15 protein-coding genes and 1 tRNA gene are annotated in these 19,141 nt (G+C 41.6%); 5 read left to right on the top strand and 11 right to left on the bottom strand.

Annotated elements, in window-relative coordinates:
- Positions 1–160 precede the first annotated feature (160 nt).
- The 5 genes from POD11_RS10405 to POD11_RS10385 all read left to right on the top strand — a co-directional run bounded on the left by POD11_RS10405 (position 161) and on the right by POD11_RS10385 (position 5,609).
- A tRNA-Met gene (locus POD11_RS10405) sits at positions 161–237 on the top strand.
- A gap of 215 nt (positions 238–452) precedes the next feature.
- A complete protein-coding gene (rimP, locus tag POD11_RS10400; RefSeq protein WP_016142372.1) occupies positions 453–977 on the top strand; it encodes a ribosome maturation factor RimP in 525 nt (174 codons plus the stop codon).
- A gap of 36 nt (positions 978–1,013) precedes the next feature.
- Entirely contained in the window at positions 1,014–2,498 is a 1,485-nt protein-coding gene (gene nusA / locus POD11_RS10395; protein WP_262457125.1) for a transcription termination factor NusA, read from the top strand.
- A gap of 10 nt (positions 2,499–2,508) precedes the next feature.
- Complete coding sequence (infB, locus tag POD11_RS10390) at positions 2,509–5,208, top strand: translation initiation factor IF-2 (RefSeq protein WP_016142370.1); 2,700 nt, start codon at positions 2,509–2,511, stop codon at positions 5,206–5,208.
- Entirely contained in the window at positions 5,208–5,609 is a 402-nt protein-coding gene (locus POD11_RS10385) for a ribosome-binding factor A (RefSeq protein WP_016142369.1), read from the top strand. The genes infB and POD11_RS10385 overlap by 1 nt, the downstream gene beginning before the upstream one ends.
- Positions 5,610–5,666: 57 nt before the next feature.
- Here the strand turns inward: POD11_RS10385 and POD11_RS10380 are convergent, their stop codons facing one another.
- The 11 genes from POD11_RS10380 to POD11_RS10330 form a co-directional block, all read right to left on the bottom strand.
- Complete coding sequence (locus POD11_RS10380) at positions 5,667–6,071, bottom strand: Na+/H+ antiporter subunit G (protein WP_005065884.1); 405 nt, start codon at positions 6,069–6,071, stop codon at positions 5,667–5,669.
- A 12-nt stretch (positions 6,072–6,083) separates the two neighbouring features.
- The gene (locus POD11_RS10375) at positions 6,084–6,359 is read right to left on the bottom strand and encodes a monovalent cation/H+ antiporter subunit F (protein WP_016142368.1); all 276 of its coding nucleotides are present in this window, start codon (positions 6,357–6,359) and stop codon (positions 6,084–6,086) included.
- On the bottom strand, positions 6,356–6,883 hold the full coding sequence (locus POD11_RS10370) for a Na+/H+ antiporter subunit E (RefSeq protein ID WP_262457124.1): 528 nt from the start codon (positions 6,881–6,883) through the stop codon (positions 6,356–6,358). The genes POD11_RS10375 and POD11_RS10370 overlap by 4 nt, the downstream gene beginning before the upstream one ends.
- A gap of 2 nt (positions 6,884–6,885) precedes the next feature.
- Positions 6,886–8,697, bottom strand: a complete 1,812-nt coding sequence (locus POD11_RS10365; RefSeq protein ID WP_016142366.1) for a monovalent cation/H+ antiporter subunit D — start codon at positions 8,695–8,697, stop codon at positions 6,886–6,888.
- Entirely contained in the window at positions 8,697–9,065 is a 369-nt protein-coding gene (locus tag POD11_RS10360) for a Na+/H+ antiporter subunit C (RefSeq protein WP_002115033.1), read from the bottom strand. Before POD11_RS10360 ends, POD11_RS10365 begins: the two co-directional genes overlap by 1 nt.
- Entirely contained in the window at positions 9,062–11,911 is a 2,850-nt protein-coding gene (locus POD11_RS10355) for a monovalent cation/H+ antiporter subunit A (RefSeq protein WP_262457123.1), read from the bottom strand. Before POD11_RS10355 ends, POD11_RS10360 begins: the two co-directional genes overlap by 4 nt.
- A gap of 316 nt (positions 11,912–12,227) precedes the next feature.
- Positions 12,228–13,619 carry an AAA family ATPase gene (locus POD11_RS10350; RefSeq protein WP_262457122.1) on the bottom strand — a complete coding sequence of 464 codons (1,392 nt, stop codon included), beginning with the start codon at positions 13,617–13,619 and terminating at the stop codon, positions 12,228–12,230.
- 23 nt (positions 13,620–13,642) lie between these two features.
- A complete protein-coding gene (locus POD11_RS10345) occupies positions 13,643–15,145 on the bottom strand; it encodes a UvrD-helicase domain-containing protein (protein ID WP_016144176.1) in 1,503 nt (500 codons plus the stop codon).
- A gap of 9 nt (positions 15,146–15,154) precedes the next feature.
- Positions 15,155–15,928, bottom strand: a complete 774-nt coding sequence (hisIE, locus tag POD11_RS10340; RefSeq protein WP_016142361.1) for a bifunctional phosphoribosyl-AMP cyclohydrolase/phosphoribosyl-ATP diphosphatase HisIE — start codon at positions 15,926–15,928, stop codon at positions 15,155–15,157.
- A 154-nt stretch (positions 15,929–16,082) separates the two neighbouring features.
- Complete coding sequence (locus POD11_RS10335; protein ID WP_262457121.1) at positions 16,083–17,396, bottom strand: FAD-dependent oxidoreductase; 1,314 nt, start codon at positions 17,394–17,396, stop codon at positions 16,083–16,085.
- 124 nt (positions 17,397–17,520) lie between these two features.
- Positions 17,521–19,140, bottom strand: coding sequence for an ABC1 kinase family protein (locus POD11_RS10330; protein WP_262457120.1), 1,620 nt, complete (start codon positions 19,138–19,140; stop codon positions 17,521–17,523).
- Position 19,141 lies beyond the last annotated feature (1 nt).

The raw sequence follows: 19,141 nt of genomic DNA, 5'->3' as shown, positions 1-19,141 counted from the left end.
ATGGAGCAGTCTGGTAGCTCGTCGGGCTCATAACCCGAAGGTCGTTGGTTCAAATCCAGCTCCCGCTACCAATTTGATTAAGGTGCAACTTAATCAAGCTAATATTGGATAAGTTTACATTGACTTTTTTCGATATTTGTATATAATTTTTGCACGTTGATGCGGGATGGAGCAGTCTGGTAGCTCGTCGGGCTCATAACCCGAAGGTCGTTGGTTCAAATCCAGCTCCCGCTACCAAGTTTCTTAAAAGAGGCTCACAGACAGGTGGGCCTTTTTGCACAGTGGACTATTGTTTTCTGTGCTAAATAGGGGCGATTAACGCCCTTTTTTATTGGTTATCGTATCGCTATCGTGTAGTGTCGACATCAATTGGTCAAATAGTCATGCTTCACTATAGTAGGTCTGTGTCGGTTAAAACAACCGATTGAATCGCACGAGAATGACGAGAGTAAATGAAATTATCAAATAAATCCCAAGCATTGCATGACTTAATTGTTCCTGCAGTGGAAGCATGTGGTGTCGACCTTTGGGGGATCGAGTTTCTCCCACAAGGTAAACGTTCATTATTGCGTATTTATATCGATAAAGCGGTAAGTGAAGATGCTGAGCCAGTACTTAATGAAGATGGTGAAGTAGAACAAGGCCGTGGTATTGGTGTACAAGATTGTGTGCGTGTAACACAACAAGTTGGCGCAATGTTGGATGTTCATGATCCAATTTCAGGTGAGTATTCATTAGAAGTTTCTTCACCGGGCTGGGATCGTCCTTTTTTCCAACTAGAACAGTTACAAGGCTACATCGGACAACAAATTGCTTTGCGTCTAATTGCAGCAGTAGAAAACCGTCGTAAATTTCAAGCAAAACTTATCGCAGTAGACCTTGAAAATGAAGAAATTCAGGTTGAAGTTGATGGGAAGCATGTGCTTGTAATCGACAGCAACAATATCGATAAAGCAAACTTGATCTATCAAGATTAAATTTATTAAATTTTATAAGAAATCGGTAGGTGACTTATGGGCCGCGAAATTCTTACCGTTGTTGAAACGGTTAGTAATGAAAAAGGTGTTAGTCGTGAAGCGATCTTCGAGGCTTTAGAACAAGCTCTAGTTGCTGCAACGAAGAAAAGATTTTACGAAGGTACGCATGCTGAAGAAGCTCAGCTTCGTGTAGAAATTGATCGTAAAACTGGTGATTACCGTACGTTCCGTCAATGGATTGTGGTCGCAGATGAAGATCATGAAATGCCAGCTTGCCAAGATGCAATTTCTGACGTTGATCCAGCTAAATGGTCAATTGGTGATGTACGTGAACTCGAAGTAGAATCTATTGAGTTTGGTCGTATCGCTGCACAAATTGCCAAGCAAGTTATCGTACAAAAAATTCGTGAAGCTGAGCGCGCTTTAGTTGCTGATGCATACGAGTCTAAAGTGGGTGAGTTAATTTACGGTGAAGTGAAAAAACAAACCAAAGATGGCTTCATTATCGACTTAGGCGACAACGCAGAAGCTTATCTTGCACGCGAAGAGATGATTCCAAAAGAAATTCTTCGTCCAAAACAACGTGTAAACGCTATTTTATATAACGTTAACCGTGAAGGTCGTGGCGCTCAGTTGTTGTTATCACGCGCTAAGCCTGAAATGTTAATCGCTTTAATGAAAAAAGAAATTCCTGAAATTTCTGAAGAAATTATTGAAATTAAAGCAGCGGCACGTCAACCGGGCGTTCGTGCTAAAATTGCAGTGAAAACAAATGATCACCGTATTGACCCTGTAGGTGCATGTATTGGTATGCGTGGTACGCGTATTCAAGCTGTACAACAAGAGTTGAATGGTGAACGTATTGATGTAGTGGTCTGGTCTGATGATCCGGCTCAATACATTGCTAGTGCATTAGAACCAGCGGATGTTTCAGGCATCGTGCTTGATGAAGATGCAAGAAGTGCCGACATTATTTTTGCAACCAGCGATCAATTAGCTCGCGCGATTGGCTCTCAAGGTCAAAACGTTCGCTTAGCTTCTGATTTAACTGGCTACAAACTCGACATGATGCTTGAAGAAGAGTATCGTGCTCGTCAGCAAAATGAAGCTCAGCAATATCTCGACATGTTTGTATCACGTCTCGATATTGAAGAAGATTTAGCAATGGCATTGGTGGAAATGGGCTTCACTTCTCTAGAAGAGATTGCTTATGTTCCTGCTGAAACTTTTGACGAAATTGAGCTTGATGCTGAATTGGTTGAGTTATTGCAAAGTCGTGCAAAAGAAGCAGCCCTTACTGATGCTTTGAAACAGCAAGAAAATATTCAAGAACCGAGCGCAGACCTTCTCACTATGGAAGGCATGACTTCTGAGATCGCTTACTCGCTTGCCGCTCGCGGTATTATTACTGTCGACGATTTGGCAGATCAGGCTACTGACGATATCTCTGATATTGAAGGTCTTGGTCATGAAAAAGCAGGTCAATTGATCATGAAAGCTCGCGAATCATGGTTTAACTAGGAGATGAAATATGACGGACAAGTCGATTAAAGAGTTAGCTCTCAGTGTAGGACGTCCTGTTGAGAAGCTCCTAGAACAGGCTCGTGAAGCAGGTTTGCCTCAACGTACAGCAGACGACATTATTACCACTGAACAACAGGATACTTTGGTCAATCATTTGAAAAAAGTTCATGGTCAGGAAAGTGGTAACACAGGAAAAATTGCGTTGAAACGTAAAACAACCAGTACCGCTAAAGTTGCAAGTACTTCAGGTAAAGCAAAAACGATTAACGTAGAAGTACGTAAAAAACAGGTTTTTGCTAAACCAAACCCTGAACAAATTGCAGCAGAAGCTAAAGCACGTGCAGAAGCAGAAGCAAAAGCACGTGTAGAACAGCAAACGCGTGAAACTGCCGAGCAAAAAGCGCGTCTTCAAACAGAGCAAAAAGCAAAAGCAACTTTAGATGCTATGCGTGCTGCTCATCAACAAGATAGTGCTGCACAGACAGCTCCAAAAGCTGCTGTTGTAGTGAAAAAGCGTGGTGGTGGCACAGTAAAACCTGCACCAAAACCAGCTGAAACTCCAGAACAGAAAAGAGCTCGTGAAGAGCAGTCAGCTCAGTTAAAAGCAACTGAAGAAGCTGCACGTCGTAAAGCGGCTGAAGAAGCTCAGCAACGTACACTTGAACAAATGCGCAAAATGGCGTCTAAGTATTCAAATGACGATGCTACTACGACAATTCGTGTGATTGATGATTCTCCACTTGCTTCAGGTCTAGTTGGCCAAGCTTATGAAGATTCATTTAAGCAAGAAGACCGTGAAATTAAACGCGGTGGCGCAACCACTAACCCACGTGCTGGTAAGAAAGGTGGTCGTCGTGGTCAAGAAGAGCAAAGCTTTGTTAACCATAATAAACGTGGTTTAAAATCAAGCCAAGCGAATAAGCATGGATTTGAAAAGCCAGTTAAAAAGCAAGTTTATGATGTAGAAATCGGTTCAAGCATTGTTGTTGCCGATCTTGCTCAAAAAATGGCAATTAAAGTACGTGAAGTTATCAAAACACTTATGAAAATGGGTGAATTGGTTAACCAAGATCAAGCTATTGATCAAGACACAGCGGCACTTGTTGTAGAAGAAATGGGCCACAACCCTGTTTTAGTTTCTGATACACAAGCGGAAGATAACTTGCTTGAAGCAGCTGAAGAAGCTCGTGGTGAGCAAACAACTCGTCCGCCAGTTGTTACCATTATGGGTCACGTTGACCATGGTAAAACATCATTGCTTGACCGTATTCGTCGTTCGAAAGTGGCGGCTGGTGAAGCAGGTGGTATTACCCAGCATATTGGTGCATATCACGTTGAAACAGACAAAGGGATTATTACATTCCTTGATACACCGGGACATGCGGCATTTACTTCAATGCGTGCACGTGGTGCTAAAGCAACGGATATCGTTGTATTAGTTGTTGCAGCTGATGATGGTGTAATGCCACAAACTGCAGAAGCAATTGACCATGCTCGCGCAGCAGGAACTCCAATTATTGTTGCAATCAACAAAATGGATAAAGAATCTGCTGATCCAGACCGTGTGTTAAATGAATTAACAACGAAACAAATCGTTCCAGAAGAATGGGGTGGTGATGTTCCGATTGCTAAGGTTTCTGCACATAGCGGACAAGGTATTGATGAACTCCTTGATTTAATTCTTATTCAATCAGAATTGATGGAATTAAAAGCATCTGCTGAAGGTGCTGCGCAAGGTGTTGTTATTGAAGCACGTGTTGATAAAGGCCGTGGTGCGGTAACTTCTATTCTTGTTCAAAACGGTACATTAAACATTGGTGACCTTGTTCTTGCAGGTTCGTCTTATGGTCGTGTCCGTGCAATGTCTGATGAAAATGGTAAGCCAATTAAATCAGCAGGCCCATCTATTCCTGTAGAAATTCTGGGTCTTCCAGATGCTCCAATGGCAGGTGATGAAGTTCTTGTTGTAAATGACGAGAAGAAAGCGCGTGAAGTTGCCGATGCTCGTGCTGACCGTGAGCGTCAAAAACGTATTGATCGTCAAAGCGCAATGCGCCTTGAAAATATCATGTCGTCAATGGGCAAAAAAGATGTTCCTACAGTCAACGTTGTTTTGAAAACAGATGTACGTGGTACTTTAGAAGCATTGAATGCAGCTCTACATGAATTATCTACTGATGAAGTAAAAGTTCGTGTAATTAGTTCGGGTGTTGGTGCGATTACTGAGTCTGATGTGATTCTTGCTGAATCTTCAGAAGCTGTATTGTTAGGCTTTAACGTTCGTGCCGATACGACTGCTCGTCAGCGAAGTGACCAAGATGGTATCGATATTCGTTACTACAGCATCATTTATGAATTAATTGATGATGTGAAAGATGCTATGAGCGGTAAACTTGCTCCTGAACATCGTGAAACAATCTTGGGTGTTGCGGAAGTACGTGAAGTATTCCACTCAAGTAAGTTTGGTGCAGCAGCAGGTTGTATGGTACTTGAAGGCACATTACATCGTAATAAACCGATTCGCGTATTACGTGATGATGTTGTAATTTTCCAAGGTGAGCTTGAATCTCTTCGTCGTTATAAAGACGTTGTTGAGGAAGTTCGCGCAGGTATGGAATGTGGCCTTGCGGTGAAAGGTTATAAAGACATCAAACCACAAGATAAGATCGAAGTGTATGATGTTCAATTGATTAAACGGAGTCTTTAATGGCGGGTAGCCAACGCTTAAAGCGCATGGCGGATTCAGTACAACGTGAGTTGTCTGAGCTAATCCGTCAAGAGCTTAAAGATCCTCGCTTAGGTGGTCTAGTGACCATCTCTGCGGTGAAAGTCAGTGCAGATATGGGTTATGCTGAAGTTTATGTCACTGTTATGGGACGTGAACTAGGTGATGAGCAAAGTGAAGCTGCAAATAAAGAAACTTTAGATGTACTCAATAAAGCATCTGGTTTCTTGCGTCATGAATTGAGCCGTCGCATCAAGACTCGTATTACGCCTCGCTTGCGTTTCCATTACGATAAGACGAATGCATATGGTAACTATATGTTTGGTCTAATCGAAAAAGCGGTACAAGATTTACCAGAACGTAAGTCAGATGACGAAGAGTAATTAGAACTCAAAAATAAAAAAGCCACCTTCGGGTGGCTTTTTTAGTGGCTCAATTTTTTATTCTTTAGGAGGTTCCATTGGCGGTTTATTTTGTGAGAAGCGCTGACCAATTTTGTAACGGTCCCAAGGGAGTGGGCGTTCAATTGCCTCAGGTACTTCACCACTCAGTGAGCGTAAACGTAAATGTAGCGCAGCTTGAGCGATCAAATTGGCTGAAACCGGTGCGGTAATAAAAGCTAGAAGGGTAATAAGTAATTCGGCAAAACCAAAGCGACCTTGGAAAGCAAAAAAGATCATTGAAGCAATCAGGAAGCTTCCTAAGCCGAGCGTACTCGATTTAGTGGGTGCATGTAAGCGCATGAATAAGTCTGGTAAACGGACCATACCGATTGAGCCAACTAACATGAAGAAGGCACCAAAAACCAGAAAGACCGAAACAATAATTTCCATTGTAAATTGCATTTTGACCTCTCCTTAATCGATAACATGACCAGTTGTGAAGTAACGTGCTAAGGCGGCTGTAGATACGAAACCTAACATTGCAACCAGTAGAGCTCCTTCGAATAGTGAGGTCGTCATCCAATAAATGCCTAATACAACAATGAGACATGTTGCATTGAGGAAAAGCGTATCGAGTGCTAAAAGTCGGTCTACAATTGATGGACCCATGACCAGTCTGAAAAGGCAAAGTAACATCGAGATTGTAATCGCAATCAAGCTAATACCTAGAGCATAAGGTAGGATGGTCATGCACTTGCCTCCGTTTTACTTTTAACATCAAAAATTTCCATCAGAGGAATTTCATAACGTTCTTTGATATCTTGAATATCAGATTCGGTATTATCCGTGCTTAAAGCATGAACCAGAATATCCCCGCGTTCTTGATCGATACCCGCAGAAACCGTACCTGGTGTTGTGGTAATGATCATCGCCAGTAAAGTATTGACCTGCTCATGTTCTGTTTCTAAAGGTACACGATACCATTTAGGGTGTAAGTTTTTGGTAGGTCCTAAAACAAGTTTCGCGACTTTAAAGTTGGAAATGACAATATCCCAAAGAACCACGAAGCATAGTTTAATCGCAGGTTTCCAGTGAATATGCGGTGTGCGCGTAATAAAGGGTTTAACTAAACGAGGAATAATCAAGCCTAAAAGCACAGCAGTCAAAAGATCGCTTGCATCAAGACTATGCGCCAACATCAACCAAAATAAAATGATGAGAACGGAAACAAATGGATGTGGAAACCAGCGTTCAAGCAAATGTGATAACTGCATTGTTATGGCTCCATAGGTTTCAATTGACTTTCATCAACAATGGTAGGCGTTTGAAGTTTGTCCTGTTGCTGAATCTGCCGTTGTTTATATTCAGAAATATGCTCACCATTGAGCGTATCTTTGGAAATAATATCTGGAACAAGATAAGCATTATGATCTTCAACCTCACCGCCGTACTTGGTTTCCGGTAAGTAAGCTGGATCATATGGCTGCACACTGATCACTTCGCCGTTTTTATCTACTTTAAGAATAGAGTGTTGGTAAAGCGCATGGTCTTGGATCTGCTCTGCGGTACTTAATGTGTAATGCTGAATTGGTGCAGCAAAGACAACATAAGCGATTAAACCAGCCAGTAATAGATAAATGACTTGATCATTACGTGGCGGTGCGCGTTCCGGTAAAGCACGATAAAGAATGTAAGCAGGATGAATTGGGTCTTCCTCTGGAGGAGAGGCGCGCCAGAATAAGATAAAACCAACACGTGTAAGAGCAATAATACTTAATAAGCTTACAACAAGCACAACACCAATAATCCAGCCTTGATAGCTAGCTTCAACTGTTGCTTGTAGGATAAATACTTTTCCAAGAAAACCACTAAAAGGCGGTAAACCTGCAAGCATCATAGCAATCAAGAAGTAAGTCAGCATAGCCGCTTTTTCTTGTTTGATTCTTGGGGCAACTTTTAAATGATCTTTAAAATCTCCACGTTGTGAAGTGATCCACCCACAAAATAGATAAAAAGCCGCTCCGATCAAAGTACTGTGCACTAAGTAATATAAAGCCCCAGACCATGCCTGTGTATTAGACATGGCGATTGCTGTGAGCAAAGTACCAATTGAAGAAAGGACCATAAAGCCGACAAAGCGACGTAAACGATCTGCTCCAATTGCTGCGATCACACCATAGAGTGAAGTAATTAAGCCAATAGGCAATAACCAGCTTTTTAAGATTTCTTGACTAAGTGCATCGTCAAATACTGTTCCATTTACACGTAAAATAGAATAGATCCCGACTTTGGTCATAATGGTGAAAATGGCAGCTACAGGTGTGCTCGCAACAGCATAAGTTTTTGGTAGCCAAAAACCGACAGGAAGCATCGCTGCTTTAATACCGAAAACAACAAAAAGAAGTAGGGCGCCCGCGACTGCTAATTTATGTTGATCCGCTTCAAGTGTCGGTATAAGGCGTGATACATCCGCCATATTGAGGCTACCCACACTGCCATAAATCATACCAAGCCCAATTAAGAAGAGGGCAGAGGCTAAGAGATTGATAATGACATAGTGAACGCCCAGCTGAAAACGAGGTTTGCCTTGCCCATGTAAAAGCAAAACATAGGATGCCATTAGCAGGATTTCAAAAAAGACGAAAAGGTTAAATAAGTCGCCTGTGAGGAATGCTCCACAGATCCCCATTAATAGGAAATGTACCATGGCATGAAAATAGCGACCACGGGTGTCCCAGTTATCACTTGCATACCATAAAACTGGTACTGCTAATGCGTAGGTCAATACCAACATAAAAGCCGAAAGGCGATCAAGTACAAGGACAATACCAAACGGTGCTGACCATTCACTGAGTTGATAAACAGTAATTTGACCTGTGCTGGCGTAGCTTAGATAAACAATTGCGGTAATTAATCCGGCAATTGCTGAGACAAGGCTAATGCCACGGCGCCATGGCTGACGCCAGTCATCTTTTAAAGCACCTGCCCCAGGGTTGCCTAAGAGTAATAAAATAAAAGCAGTAAATGCTGGGATGAGAATGCTAAAAATAGGCGTGTGTTGTTGCCAAAAAGATAAAAAATCAAACATCACGGCTCATCCTCACGCGGGTCGTATGTTGGGGAAGCATCTTCTTTAGCATCAACATGATCACTACCTGATTCATAACGGCTACGCAGTGCCAGTTGTACAATAAAAGCGGTGGTTGCAAAACCGATCACGATGGCGGTTAATACGAGTGCTTGAGGAAGTGGATCGGTTATTTTTGTTGTTTCAGTTAAAATTGCTGGTGAGCTAATTTGTAATCGACCCATAGCGAATAAAAATAGGTTTACTGCGTAACCGATTACAGCCAATCCAAGCACAACAGGGAAGGTACGAGCACGTAAAATCAGATAAATACCTGTGGCAACAAGTAAACCAATAGCAGAAGCCAATAAGAATTCTAAACTGATCATGATGATTCCTCCCGATGTGGTACAGGACCGGACATACTCGAATGACGAGAGTCGCCTAATACAGAGATGAGCAACATTGTTGCGCCTACAACGGTGATATAAACACCCAAGTCAAAACTTGCAGCTGAAGCTAGATGTAGTTTGCCTAGAATTGGTAATTCAACATAGACGTGAGCGCTAGTGAGGAACGGACGTAACCAGAACCATGCTGCTACACCAGTAAGACCTGCAATCGTTAATCCTGAGCCAATCCAGACTTCATATAGGCGTCCTGACTTCGCTTTTAACAGTTGTTCCGCTTGATCTTGACCTAGTGCAATATATTGGATGATTAATGCCATTGAGGTGATAAGACCAGCAATGAAGCCACCGCCTGGATAGTTATGTCCTCGCATAAAGATATAGACACTGACGACAAGCGCTAGTGGTAATACCCAAGAGGCCGTAATACGGAACATTAGCGGAGATGGGTTAAAACGATAGGTGAGACCTTGGGTCATGGTTGTACCGTGTACACGCATACCATCCATTAAACAAAGTGCACCAATCGCAGCGATTCCTAATACTGTAATTTCACCAAAGGTATCGAAGCCACGGAAGTCAACTAAAATGACATTTACAATATTTGAGCCACCACCAAGTGGTAAAGATTGTTGGGCAAAGAACCAAGAAATCGAATTATGATCACGGGTTAAAATGAGCCAAGCAATCCAGCCAATTCCTAAACCTCCAACAATGGCTAAAGCAGCATCTCTTAAACGTCTAGAGCGAAGAGATTCATACGGCGTAAGCTGTGGAAGTAAAGATAAACTCATTAATAAAAGAACAGTGGTTACTACATCTACCGTAATTTGAGTTAGTGCTAAATCTGGTGCTGACATGGTGACGAAAACCATGGTTACCACTAGGCCAATTGCACCACTAATGAGTACTGCCTTAATACGTTCATGGTGGAACCAGAGCATCATCCAGCAACCTGAGAATAAAGTCAGCCAAAGAACAACAGCAATCCATGGGGCATGGGTGAGTTCGCGTGTACCCGTGCTCAGCCCTTGATTGAGTAAAGGCATGGTGACCATGATGACGCTAAAAGCAATGATCCAGAACAAATAACTTTGCAATGAACCATTTTCAGTTTTTTGTTTGATCTTTCGGCTAGTAAGCAGCAGATGTTTTAAAAATAAATCAAATAAGATACGGCCTTGTAATTTTCCTAGACGTGGGTCAAGGTCAATTTTACGAATCATGCCGTCTTTTGCTAAAGCAAAATAGAAGAGCGTACCGCCAACCAAAGCAATAATACTCATCACCAGAGGTGCATTAAATCCATGCCAAATTGCAAGGTGTGTACCTGCAAATTCTGGTTGCATTAAGCTTGCTCTCGTTACGCTATTTACCAAAGGCTCTACCAATAAAGAAGGTAGAATACCGACCAAGATACAGAGTACGGCAAGAAGAATAGCAGGAGCACGCATACCGATTGGCGGCTCATGTGCATCTTTATTTGGCACTTGTTTACCAATTGGACCGTCAAAGAACACGCCATGCACTAAGCGAATTGAGTAACTTACTGCGAAGATACCAGCCAGAGTGGCAATAATGCTGGCAAAGATCACCGTTGAACCTGAAAGATTTGCCAATAGCTCGGTAAAGAACATCTCTTTTGAGATAAATCCATTAGTGAGTGGTACACCTGCCATAGAGGCAGCGGTGATCATAGTGAGTGTGGCAGTGAAAGGAAGTAATTGCCAAATACCACTAAGTTTTCGAAGATCACGTGTGCCAGTTTCATGATCAATAATCCCTGCAAGCATAAACAGCGCTGCTTTGAATGTTGCATGGTTAATAATATGGAAAATAGCAGCAGCAACTGCTAAAGGCGAACCGATACCGAGTAAACAAACAATAAGCCCTAAATGACTAATGGTCGAATAGGCTAACAGTCCTTTTAAATCTTCTTTGAAAATCGCAAAACACGCTGCCATACAGAGTGTAAATAGGCCGACAAATGTAACGATATTATGATAAAGCGCAGCGCCTATAAAAATTGGAAGTAAGCGGGCAAGTAGAAAAATCCCCGCTTTTACCATAGTCGCAGAGTGCAGATAAGCAGACACTGGTGTTGGTGCAGCCATTGCGTTAGGTAACCAAAAATGAAATGGAAACTGAGCACTTTTCGTAAATGCGCCAAGTAAAATCAGCAATAACATTGGAATAAAAAGTGTGTGGGCTTGGATCGCATCTTTCATGCCCATGATTTCACTAATTTCATAAGTTCCGGTAATTTGTCCTAATAGTACAAATCCACCTAGCATTGCTAAACCACCCATCCCTGTAATCGTGAGTGCCATGCGAGAGCCACGTTGAGCAGCCTCATAATGACTCCAATAACCCACTAACAAGAAAGATGAAATACTGGTGAGCTCCCAAAAGACTAATAAAATAATAAGATTATTAGAGAGCGAAATTCCCAGCATTGCTGCCATAAACAGCATGAGTAATGTATAGAGTTTACTTAAAGAATTTTTAGGGCCGAGATAATAATAGGCGTATATATAAATGAGTGTACCGATACCGGTAATAAGTAAAGAGAATAATAAACCAAGATCATCGAGTCTGAAGCTTAGATTAATCCCTAATTGAGGTAGCCAATCCCAGCTTTGTTGAATGCTTGCACCACCAAGCACAGTTTTAGCTTGAGTCAGTAATAATCCGAAACTGGTTAAACTGACTCCAATTGCCCCTAAAGCCGTTACTCCACGCGAGAACCGTTGAAGCAATGAAACAAGGGTGGTGCCTAATATTAACGGTAATAAGATAATTATCGGTAGCACACTCGTATCCATATGTGATTTAGGTCGAAACCTAAAGGTGAAATTTTAATTTCAGAATAGATAGGAATTCAAAGAGAGTTCCAAAGCTTATTATTCCGAAAACCCAACCAAATTAGAAAATAAAGCGAGAAACAAGTTGTATTGCGCAACTTGAAGAATAAAAACGCAAAATGAAATTTATTGTACACTAAAAAAGCATTGAAAATCTGATGTTATTACATGTAGTAACAACATCTAGTTATTTTAATGCCTAAAAAACCTTACTCCACCATATATTTTGTGAGAGCAGTTTTTTGATTATAAAAAGACAGTCTAGGGATTATAAAACTCAAACCGAAGAGCTTTCTTCTGGGGTATCTCCCGCATGAATCATCTTTAATAATTCATTTTTTTGTTGTTCATTTAAACCCTGAATCTGCTGAAATAAAATTTCAATCTGTGCTGGTGCTGGCGTCGGATCTATTAAGCTTAGAGGCTGTGCATCTATATGGGGTGTTAAGGGCTCGTTTCTTTGAAGTAAGGTATAGATATGTTCAAGCTGTTGTTTGGTGGTGTTTAAATCAAGATGGCTAATTTTACCGTGCTCCAATTTTAGACATTGATAGGTTGAAGCATGTTCGAGTAACTCTTCACGACTTCCTGTCGCGATAATTTGTAAGCGTGGGAATGCTTGATGAAGTCGATTTAAGATCTCAGAGCAATGCGTTGAGTCGAGCTGTGCATCAATCTGGTCAATGAGTAAAACGCCGTCTCCTTCAAGGCAAGGGTTTAAACTTAGTGGATTGAGTAAACAGAGTCTGCGGGCTATATCGCCTACTAAAGCAATCCAGGTTTTTGTTGTATTTGAAAGCTGCTGAAAAGGTAAGGTTTGACCTTCATAATCAACTATAAGCTGCAACCGCGGCTGATATTGCAAATAGATATCTTTAAGCTCAGGTAAAACTATATTTAATGCGTTCTTGAGGGCGTAGAGATTGGGTGCAGTAAGCTGTTTAGGTTGTCCAGATAATTCTTTTTGAAGCTCATTTAATAATTCTGTGTGATCTTGCTGATCTGATTGCTTAGACCTAATCCGTTGTACGAGGTGAGCGGCTTTCGCATTTTCGATATCGCTGATTTCTCGTAACCATTCAAAAAAGCGCGTAAACGTTGTGAACGGTACTGGGCTAATGTCGTAGGCTGAAATAGCTTGGGTAATACCAGGTAAATTTTTATTCAAAAGATTGACTTCATTTACAAATCGCTCGGCTGGGTAGTAAGCGATTAAGGGAAGTCCTTGCAGTGGATCTTTTTTGGTAACTTGTTGATAAAGCGCCATGGTTTGATCAAGTTGCTGAGTTTCAACTTGACTCATTCCGATACCACTTGCATTTAAGGTTTTGAAAAGTTTCCAGCTACACAGCGAAGAATCTACCTGCTGAGCAGAGGTACTTTCTGGTAAATGGCCAATTTCAGAAGGAATTTGAATGGTCACTTCGATTTTTGATTGAAGACGCGACTGAGTAATATCTTGATCAGGAGTGACAATTCCCGGACTGCGTAAATCTTTAAGACGAGCAGGCAACCAAGTTAAAGCATGGTAAGTATGTTTGAGCAACATACTTTTACCAGTTGCCTGTTCACCTAAAATTAAGGTGATTGGCTGTTTGTCATAATGAAAGTGTATTTTAAGGTCGTGAAACAGAGCAATATGTTTAAATTGGACAGATTCAAGTTTCATAGGCTCACCTAAGTATGAGCGCTTCAACCAACCGACTGACGAAGACTTAAAGGCGCCCTTAGTTTTAATTGTTGTATCAGATCATAAAGATGATGGATATTTAGACTTACTTTAGCACGAGTACAGGCAACGTACAGTAGTCTTAATTCTTCATCGGTAATCTTGTGCTCTAACCCATTAATTTTAAATTGATAGTCATCTTCAATATGAACGCGGTTCCATTCTAGCCCTTTCGCTTTATGGGCTGTAGAGATGACATAGTCAGCCTGCTCTAGTGGTGTAATCTTTGCAAGTGCTTTTTTTAGTGGGTCAGTGCCATGGTCATCGACCAGTTTTACTAATGGCTTAATGTCACTACCTTCATTGGTTTCACAGTATTCATGGACATCATGCCACGAATTAAACCATGCCAGTTCAGGAACATCCGTAACCCGTTTTCCTTGCTTTAAGAGGCTGGCAGCATCTACAAAACGGTTTAGTTTTTGATGATCAGCTTGCAAACTCACTTTATCGCCGTGAACTAAACCTGCTAATAAAAGCTCCATTGCCCGAGCATTAGTACGGCATAAAATCGCATCACGCATTTTGGTGTGTGGTTTATTTACGACGCTCGATTTCTGGTTTGGATTGCCAAGTAGGGGAACAGTTTCATTTAAACCGCCCAACAATGCATTGGCAACATCGGCAATCGTTTCACCAAAACGAAAAGAAGTAGTGAGGCGAGACTCTGGCAGCGGCAATTGTTGCATCGCATTAATCGCACCACGCCACGCATAGATTTGCTGATGTGCATCGCCTACATAGATGACCTGAGTATTTTTCTGACGAAGTAAAATACCCAACATTAAGGGGTCAGCATCTTGTGCTTCATCAAATAGTACATAATCGGCTGGGATGTTAGGTTCAGACAATGCCCAAAGTTTGAGGTAAATATCGTGACCAATTCCTGCCTGATGATTGGGATCGATTGACTCTAACCAACGGCGTTCAACAGCAGGGTAAAGATGGGTTTGAAGTGCAGTAATATCATCTGGATGTAACCAGTTTGGCGCCTGAATATGGCGAGGCGCTGGATATTGCGAACTGGTTGAACAGAAATAGCTCACTGCATTGGCGACAAGGCTCGCTAGGCGACTTGGCATCAAGACGTATTTTTCATAACGTCCACCCATCATGCGCCGTAAGGTAATCGGTTCTAGTCGATATTCTTTTGCGATAAAGCTTGGGCTTAAGCGAGGCAAGCGTAATTTATCAGTCACACCTCGTGGCACACTACGAAAAGCGAGTGAGTGAAAAGTACGGCAATCTACATTGCGATGAAATTTGTTTTGCGCTTCACCAGCAATGGCTTTGTTGAATGCTAGATACATACCGCGCCGTTCAGGCATGGCATCACTAATCATTTGTAATGTAGTGGTTTTACCTGTACCCGCATAGGCAATCACTTTAAATGATTGCCCAAGACGTGCGTTATCTATGGCAATGGCTTGCTCATAGGTGGCTTTAGGTTTTTCGATATTCGACACTGAGTGATTTTAAACCTTGTTGCGGTTAGCTTTTTCAACTAAACCAGATAAACCCTGACGACGAGCTAATTCGTCAATAATAAGTTGTGGATTAAGATCGAAATAACCCAACATGACAATGCTATGGAACCACAAATCGGCAGTTTCATAAATTAAGTCATTTAAATTGCTTTCTGTATTTTGAGCAGCGTAGTCTTTGGCAGCGATAATCGTTTCTACGCTTTCTTCGCCGACTTTTTCTAAGATTTTATTGATGCCTTTTTTGTAGAGGCTTGCTACATATGAAGTATCAGCTTCTGCTTGCTTACGCTCTTGCATCAATTGCCCTAAGTGAGCAAGTACATCAACTTGTTCTGTCGTGTGAGCATGATCGTGGCTTTCAGTTTTGGCTTTGTCACCATAAATTGCATTAGGATCTTTTAATTGTGCATCGACAATTTCCCAGCCCTGTGGAGTAAGTTTACGGTAGAAACAAGACTCACGACCTGTATGGCACGCGATACCGCCGTGTTGTTCAACCTGTAATACAATGACATCAGCATCACAGTCTAAACGAATTTCATGGACAGTTTGAAAGTGACCTGATTCTTCACCCTTGTGCCAAAGTTTTTGACGAGAGCGAGAGAAATAAACTGCCTGATTTTTTTCTGCTGTGAGCGCAAGTGATTCACGGTTCATCCACGCCACCATCAAAATACGTCCGGTTTGATGATGTTGAGCAATGGCAGGGATAAGACCTTGTTCGTTAAATTTTACTTCATCGAGCCATTGCGTGTTATTCATGAGGAATCACCAAAGAAATATGAACTATAAATTGATTTCAATCAGATGCTAAAAAATAGCTTGTATAGTGTACGGCATCAACGTCAGTTTTAGGAAAAATTCTTTGTCCTTTTTGTCTTTGTCAGCGTAATGAGTAGCTTGAATACGATTACTTTTAAAAGTCAGACAAAGATTCGCTTTTTAAATTAAAAACACTGTTTTCTTTAGGCAATTGAGCTACTCGATCATAATCAAGTTGTTGAAATGGGCCAGTCTTTAAGCCTGAAATCGTGATTGCCATTTCTTTTCGAAAATAAGGGATTTGATACATCCATGTGAAAACTAAATCTCTTAAACCTCCAGTCCACCAATGGTCAGATTGATAAAGTGGTGTTAGTAAACGACTGAGAAATTGATAAAACTGGGTAGATGAACGGCGAAGCTGGTGATAATGCTGCCAGAGTAGGGACCAATCAATATTTTGGTTCTTTTGAGCTTGTTGCAATGCTTGAGAAAAAGCCCAAGCATCCAATAATGCCATATTGGCCCCTTGTCCTAATTGAGGGCTCATCGCATGAGCTGCATCTCCAATTACGCCAATTCGACCTTGGCCAAATTGATTCATGACGACATCACGGTAGTTTGCAGATAACCATTTAGGTTGAGTTTGACTGTTATACAAAATTTCTTTCAGCCATTCTGCAACCTTGGGCCAGCGTTCTGAGACTTGCTTTAACCAAGTTTGTTTAGCCTGTTCATCTTGCAAAAAGCTTTGTAATTGTGGTGTAGGTAAGCTCCAAAAAACACTTGAAAAACGCTGATGAGGTTCAGTTGGAATTGCTCCTGTAGGAAGAATTCCCATCATAATTTTCGAGCGATCATAAAATTGATGCAGAATTTCAGAATCGAGCACTTGGCACTCAGGCACGATACTCCATGCCGCACCCCACGGGTAGGCTTGATCGACCTTTACCCATGCTTTAGGTCTTAATTGACTACGTGCACCGTTGGCAATAAGTACAGCATCAAAGCGAGCCTCAAACTTATGGGTTTGATGTATGCCGAATAGCCGAACTTCATTGGTATGTTCTTCAAAGCTTTCAATAGAGTGGTTCATACGCCAAGTAATTTGGCTTGAATATTCACTCAGCTTTTGTGTGAGCACATGACATAAAGTGGCACGGTGTATACCTAAACCATAAAGATTTGCCGATGCTTCATGATAATGACTGTTCACTAAAAGACGCTTATCTGGAAGTTGTCCTTCTAAGCCTGTGACTCTCGCACCTAATGTTAAAGCTTTGTCGAGCACACCTAAATGTTCAAATACGGCTAAGCCCGCGGGTTGTAGCAATAAACCAGCACCGACCGGAGATAACTCATCAACTTGTTCAAAAATCGTAACGTTATTGCCTTCACGGGCAAGTAAAATCGCAGTGGCTAAACCTGCTGTACCAGCACCGATAATGGCAAAATGAGGTGTTTTCATTGTTTATTCTTTTGAAGCATTTATAGATTCAATTTAGCAATGAACGAATAGTTGAGCTATAAATTTTTTTAAAATTAAAGTTTTTTCATAAAAAAATCCCTTGCACTGGCAAGGGATTTAGAACTTATTTCAAGATGCGCCAAAGTGCTAATAAACTACTCAGCACAATTAAAATAATCGAAACAAACCAAGGGCTAATAATCGCAATGGTTAGTAAAATCAGCATGCTACTACCGAACATCCAGCTACGGCGTTGTTGGTGTTCCATTTGCAAACGAAGTTGCTGAATTTCACGTAACTGACGATCTTGCCAAGCAGACTGATTTTTTAAACCATTTAAACTGTCAATAATTAAGCTTGGGAAATCCTGAGCACCTAAAAGCAGGTCAGGTAGTTGCTGGCCGAGCTCTTTTACATTTTTGACTGGGTTCATGTTGGATTTGATCCATTCCGTCAAAATTGGTTTTGCCAATTTCCAGATGTCGAGCTGCGGATAAAGGTCAGTACCTAAGCCTTCTACATGCACTAAAGTTTTGAGTAGCAGCATGAGTTGTGGCGGAATTTCTAAATGGAAGCGTCGAGCAATATCCATGACTTGAATTAAGATACCCGCAAAATCAAGTTGATCCATTGGTTTAGATACCATTGGCCCAACAGTGCGGCGCATTTCACGTGCTAACGCATCTTGATCTGTACCCGGTGGAATCCAGCCAGCTTGATGCACAATTTGAATAAGCTGCATAAAGTTGCTGTTCATGACAGCCAGCAACATGCGAGCAACTGTCATTTGGTCGTGTTTAGATAGCTCACCCATAATCGCACAGTCCAGTGCAATAAAGCGTGGATTGCTTGGGTTAATGGTTTCTACAAAGACGTTACCGGGGTGCATGTCAGCATGGAAAAAGTTATCGCGGAAGACTTGCGTAAAGAAAATGGTTAATCCTTTTTCTGCAAGTTGGGCGCGATCCATGCCTAAACGGTCAAAGGTTGCCGTATCTGAAATAGGCACACCCGTAATACGCTCAGCCACCATGACATCTTTTGTGTCCATGTACACTTCAGGCACATACATCATGGTTGAGCCAGTAAAGTAATGGCGCATACGACGGGTGTTATCTGCCTCAATACTCAAGTCCAGCTCATTTAAAATGATCTGGCGGTAGTCTTGAATAATTTCGGTGAGATGCAATGCACGAGCAGCTTCAAGGCGGCTTTCTAGTGTGTTGCCTAACCATGCCAAAATTTCAAAATCTTGTAAGATTTGATTGCGAATGTCAGGGCGAGTCACTTTAACCACAACTTCGCGACCATCATGCAATGCAGCAGTATGAACTTGGGCAATTGATGCGGCAGCTAATGGCTGATCATCAAAGCGAGCAAACAATGTATTTACGTCAGCTTTTAACGAATCTTGAATACGCTGTTTGGCAACCTCTCCATCAAAAGGCTTTACTTGATCTTGAAGTAAAACTAGCTGAGCGAGCACCTCAGGTGGAATCAAGTCACGACGAGTAGAGAGTAATTGGCCGAGCTTGATTGCAAGTGGTCCCATATCTTCTAAAGCTTCTTTGAGCTTTAAAGGGTTTTTACGTTCACGGCTCGACCATGCAGCTGGATGCATTTTAATAATATTTAATGCATGCTGAGCTTTAACTGGTAATTCATCCGCAGGGAACAACGTATCGAGTCTATAGTGCGCTGCAATACGCCAAAGTTCGAGTAAACGTGAAACGTGCGGAATCATA

It is taken from the genome of Acinetobacter sp. P1(2023), assembly GCF_028367635.1.
Taxonomy (GTDB): domain Bacteria; phylum Pseudomonadota; class Gammaproteobacteria; order Pseudomonadales; family Moraxellaceae; genus Acinetobacter; species Acinetobacter pittii_E.
Note: the sequence above shows the minus strand (reverse complement) of the source record. Positions and strands in the feature narration are given on the sequence as shown.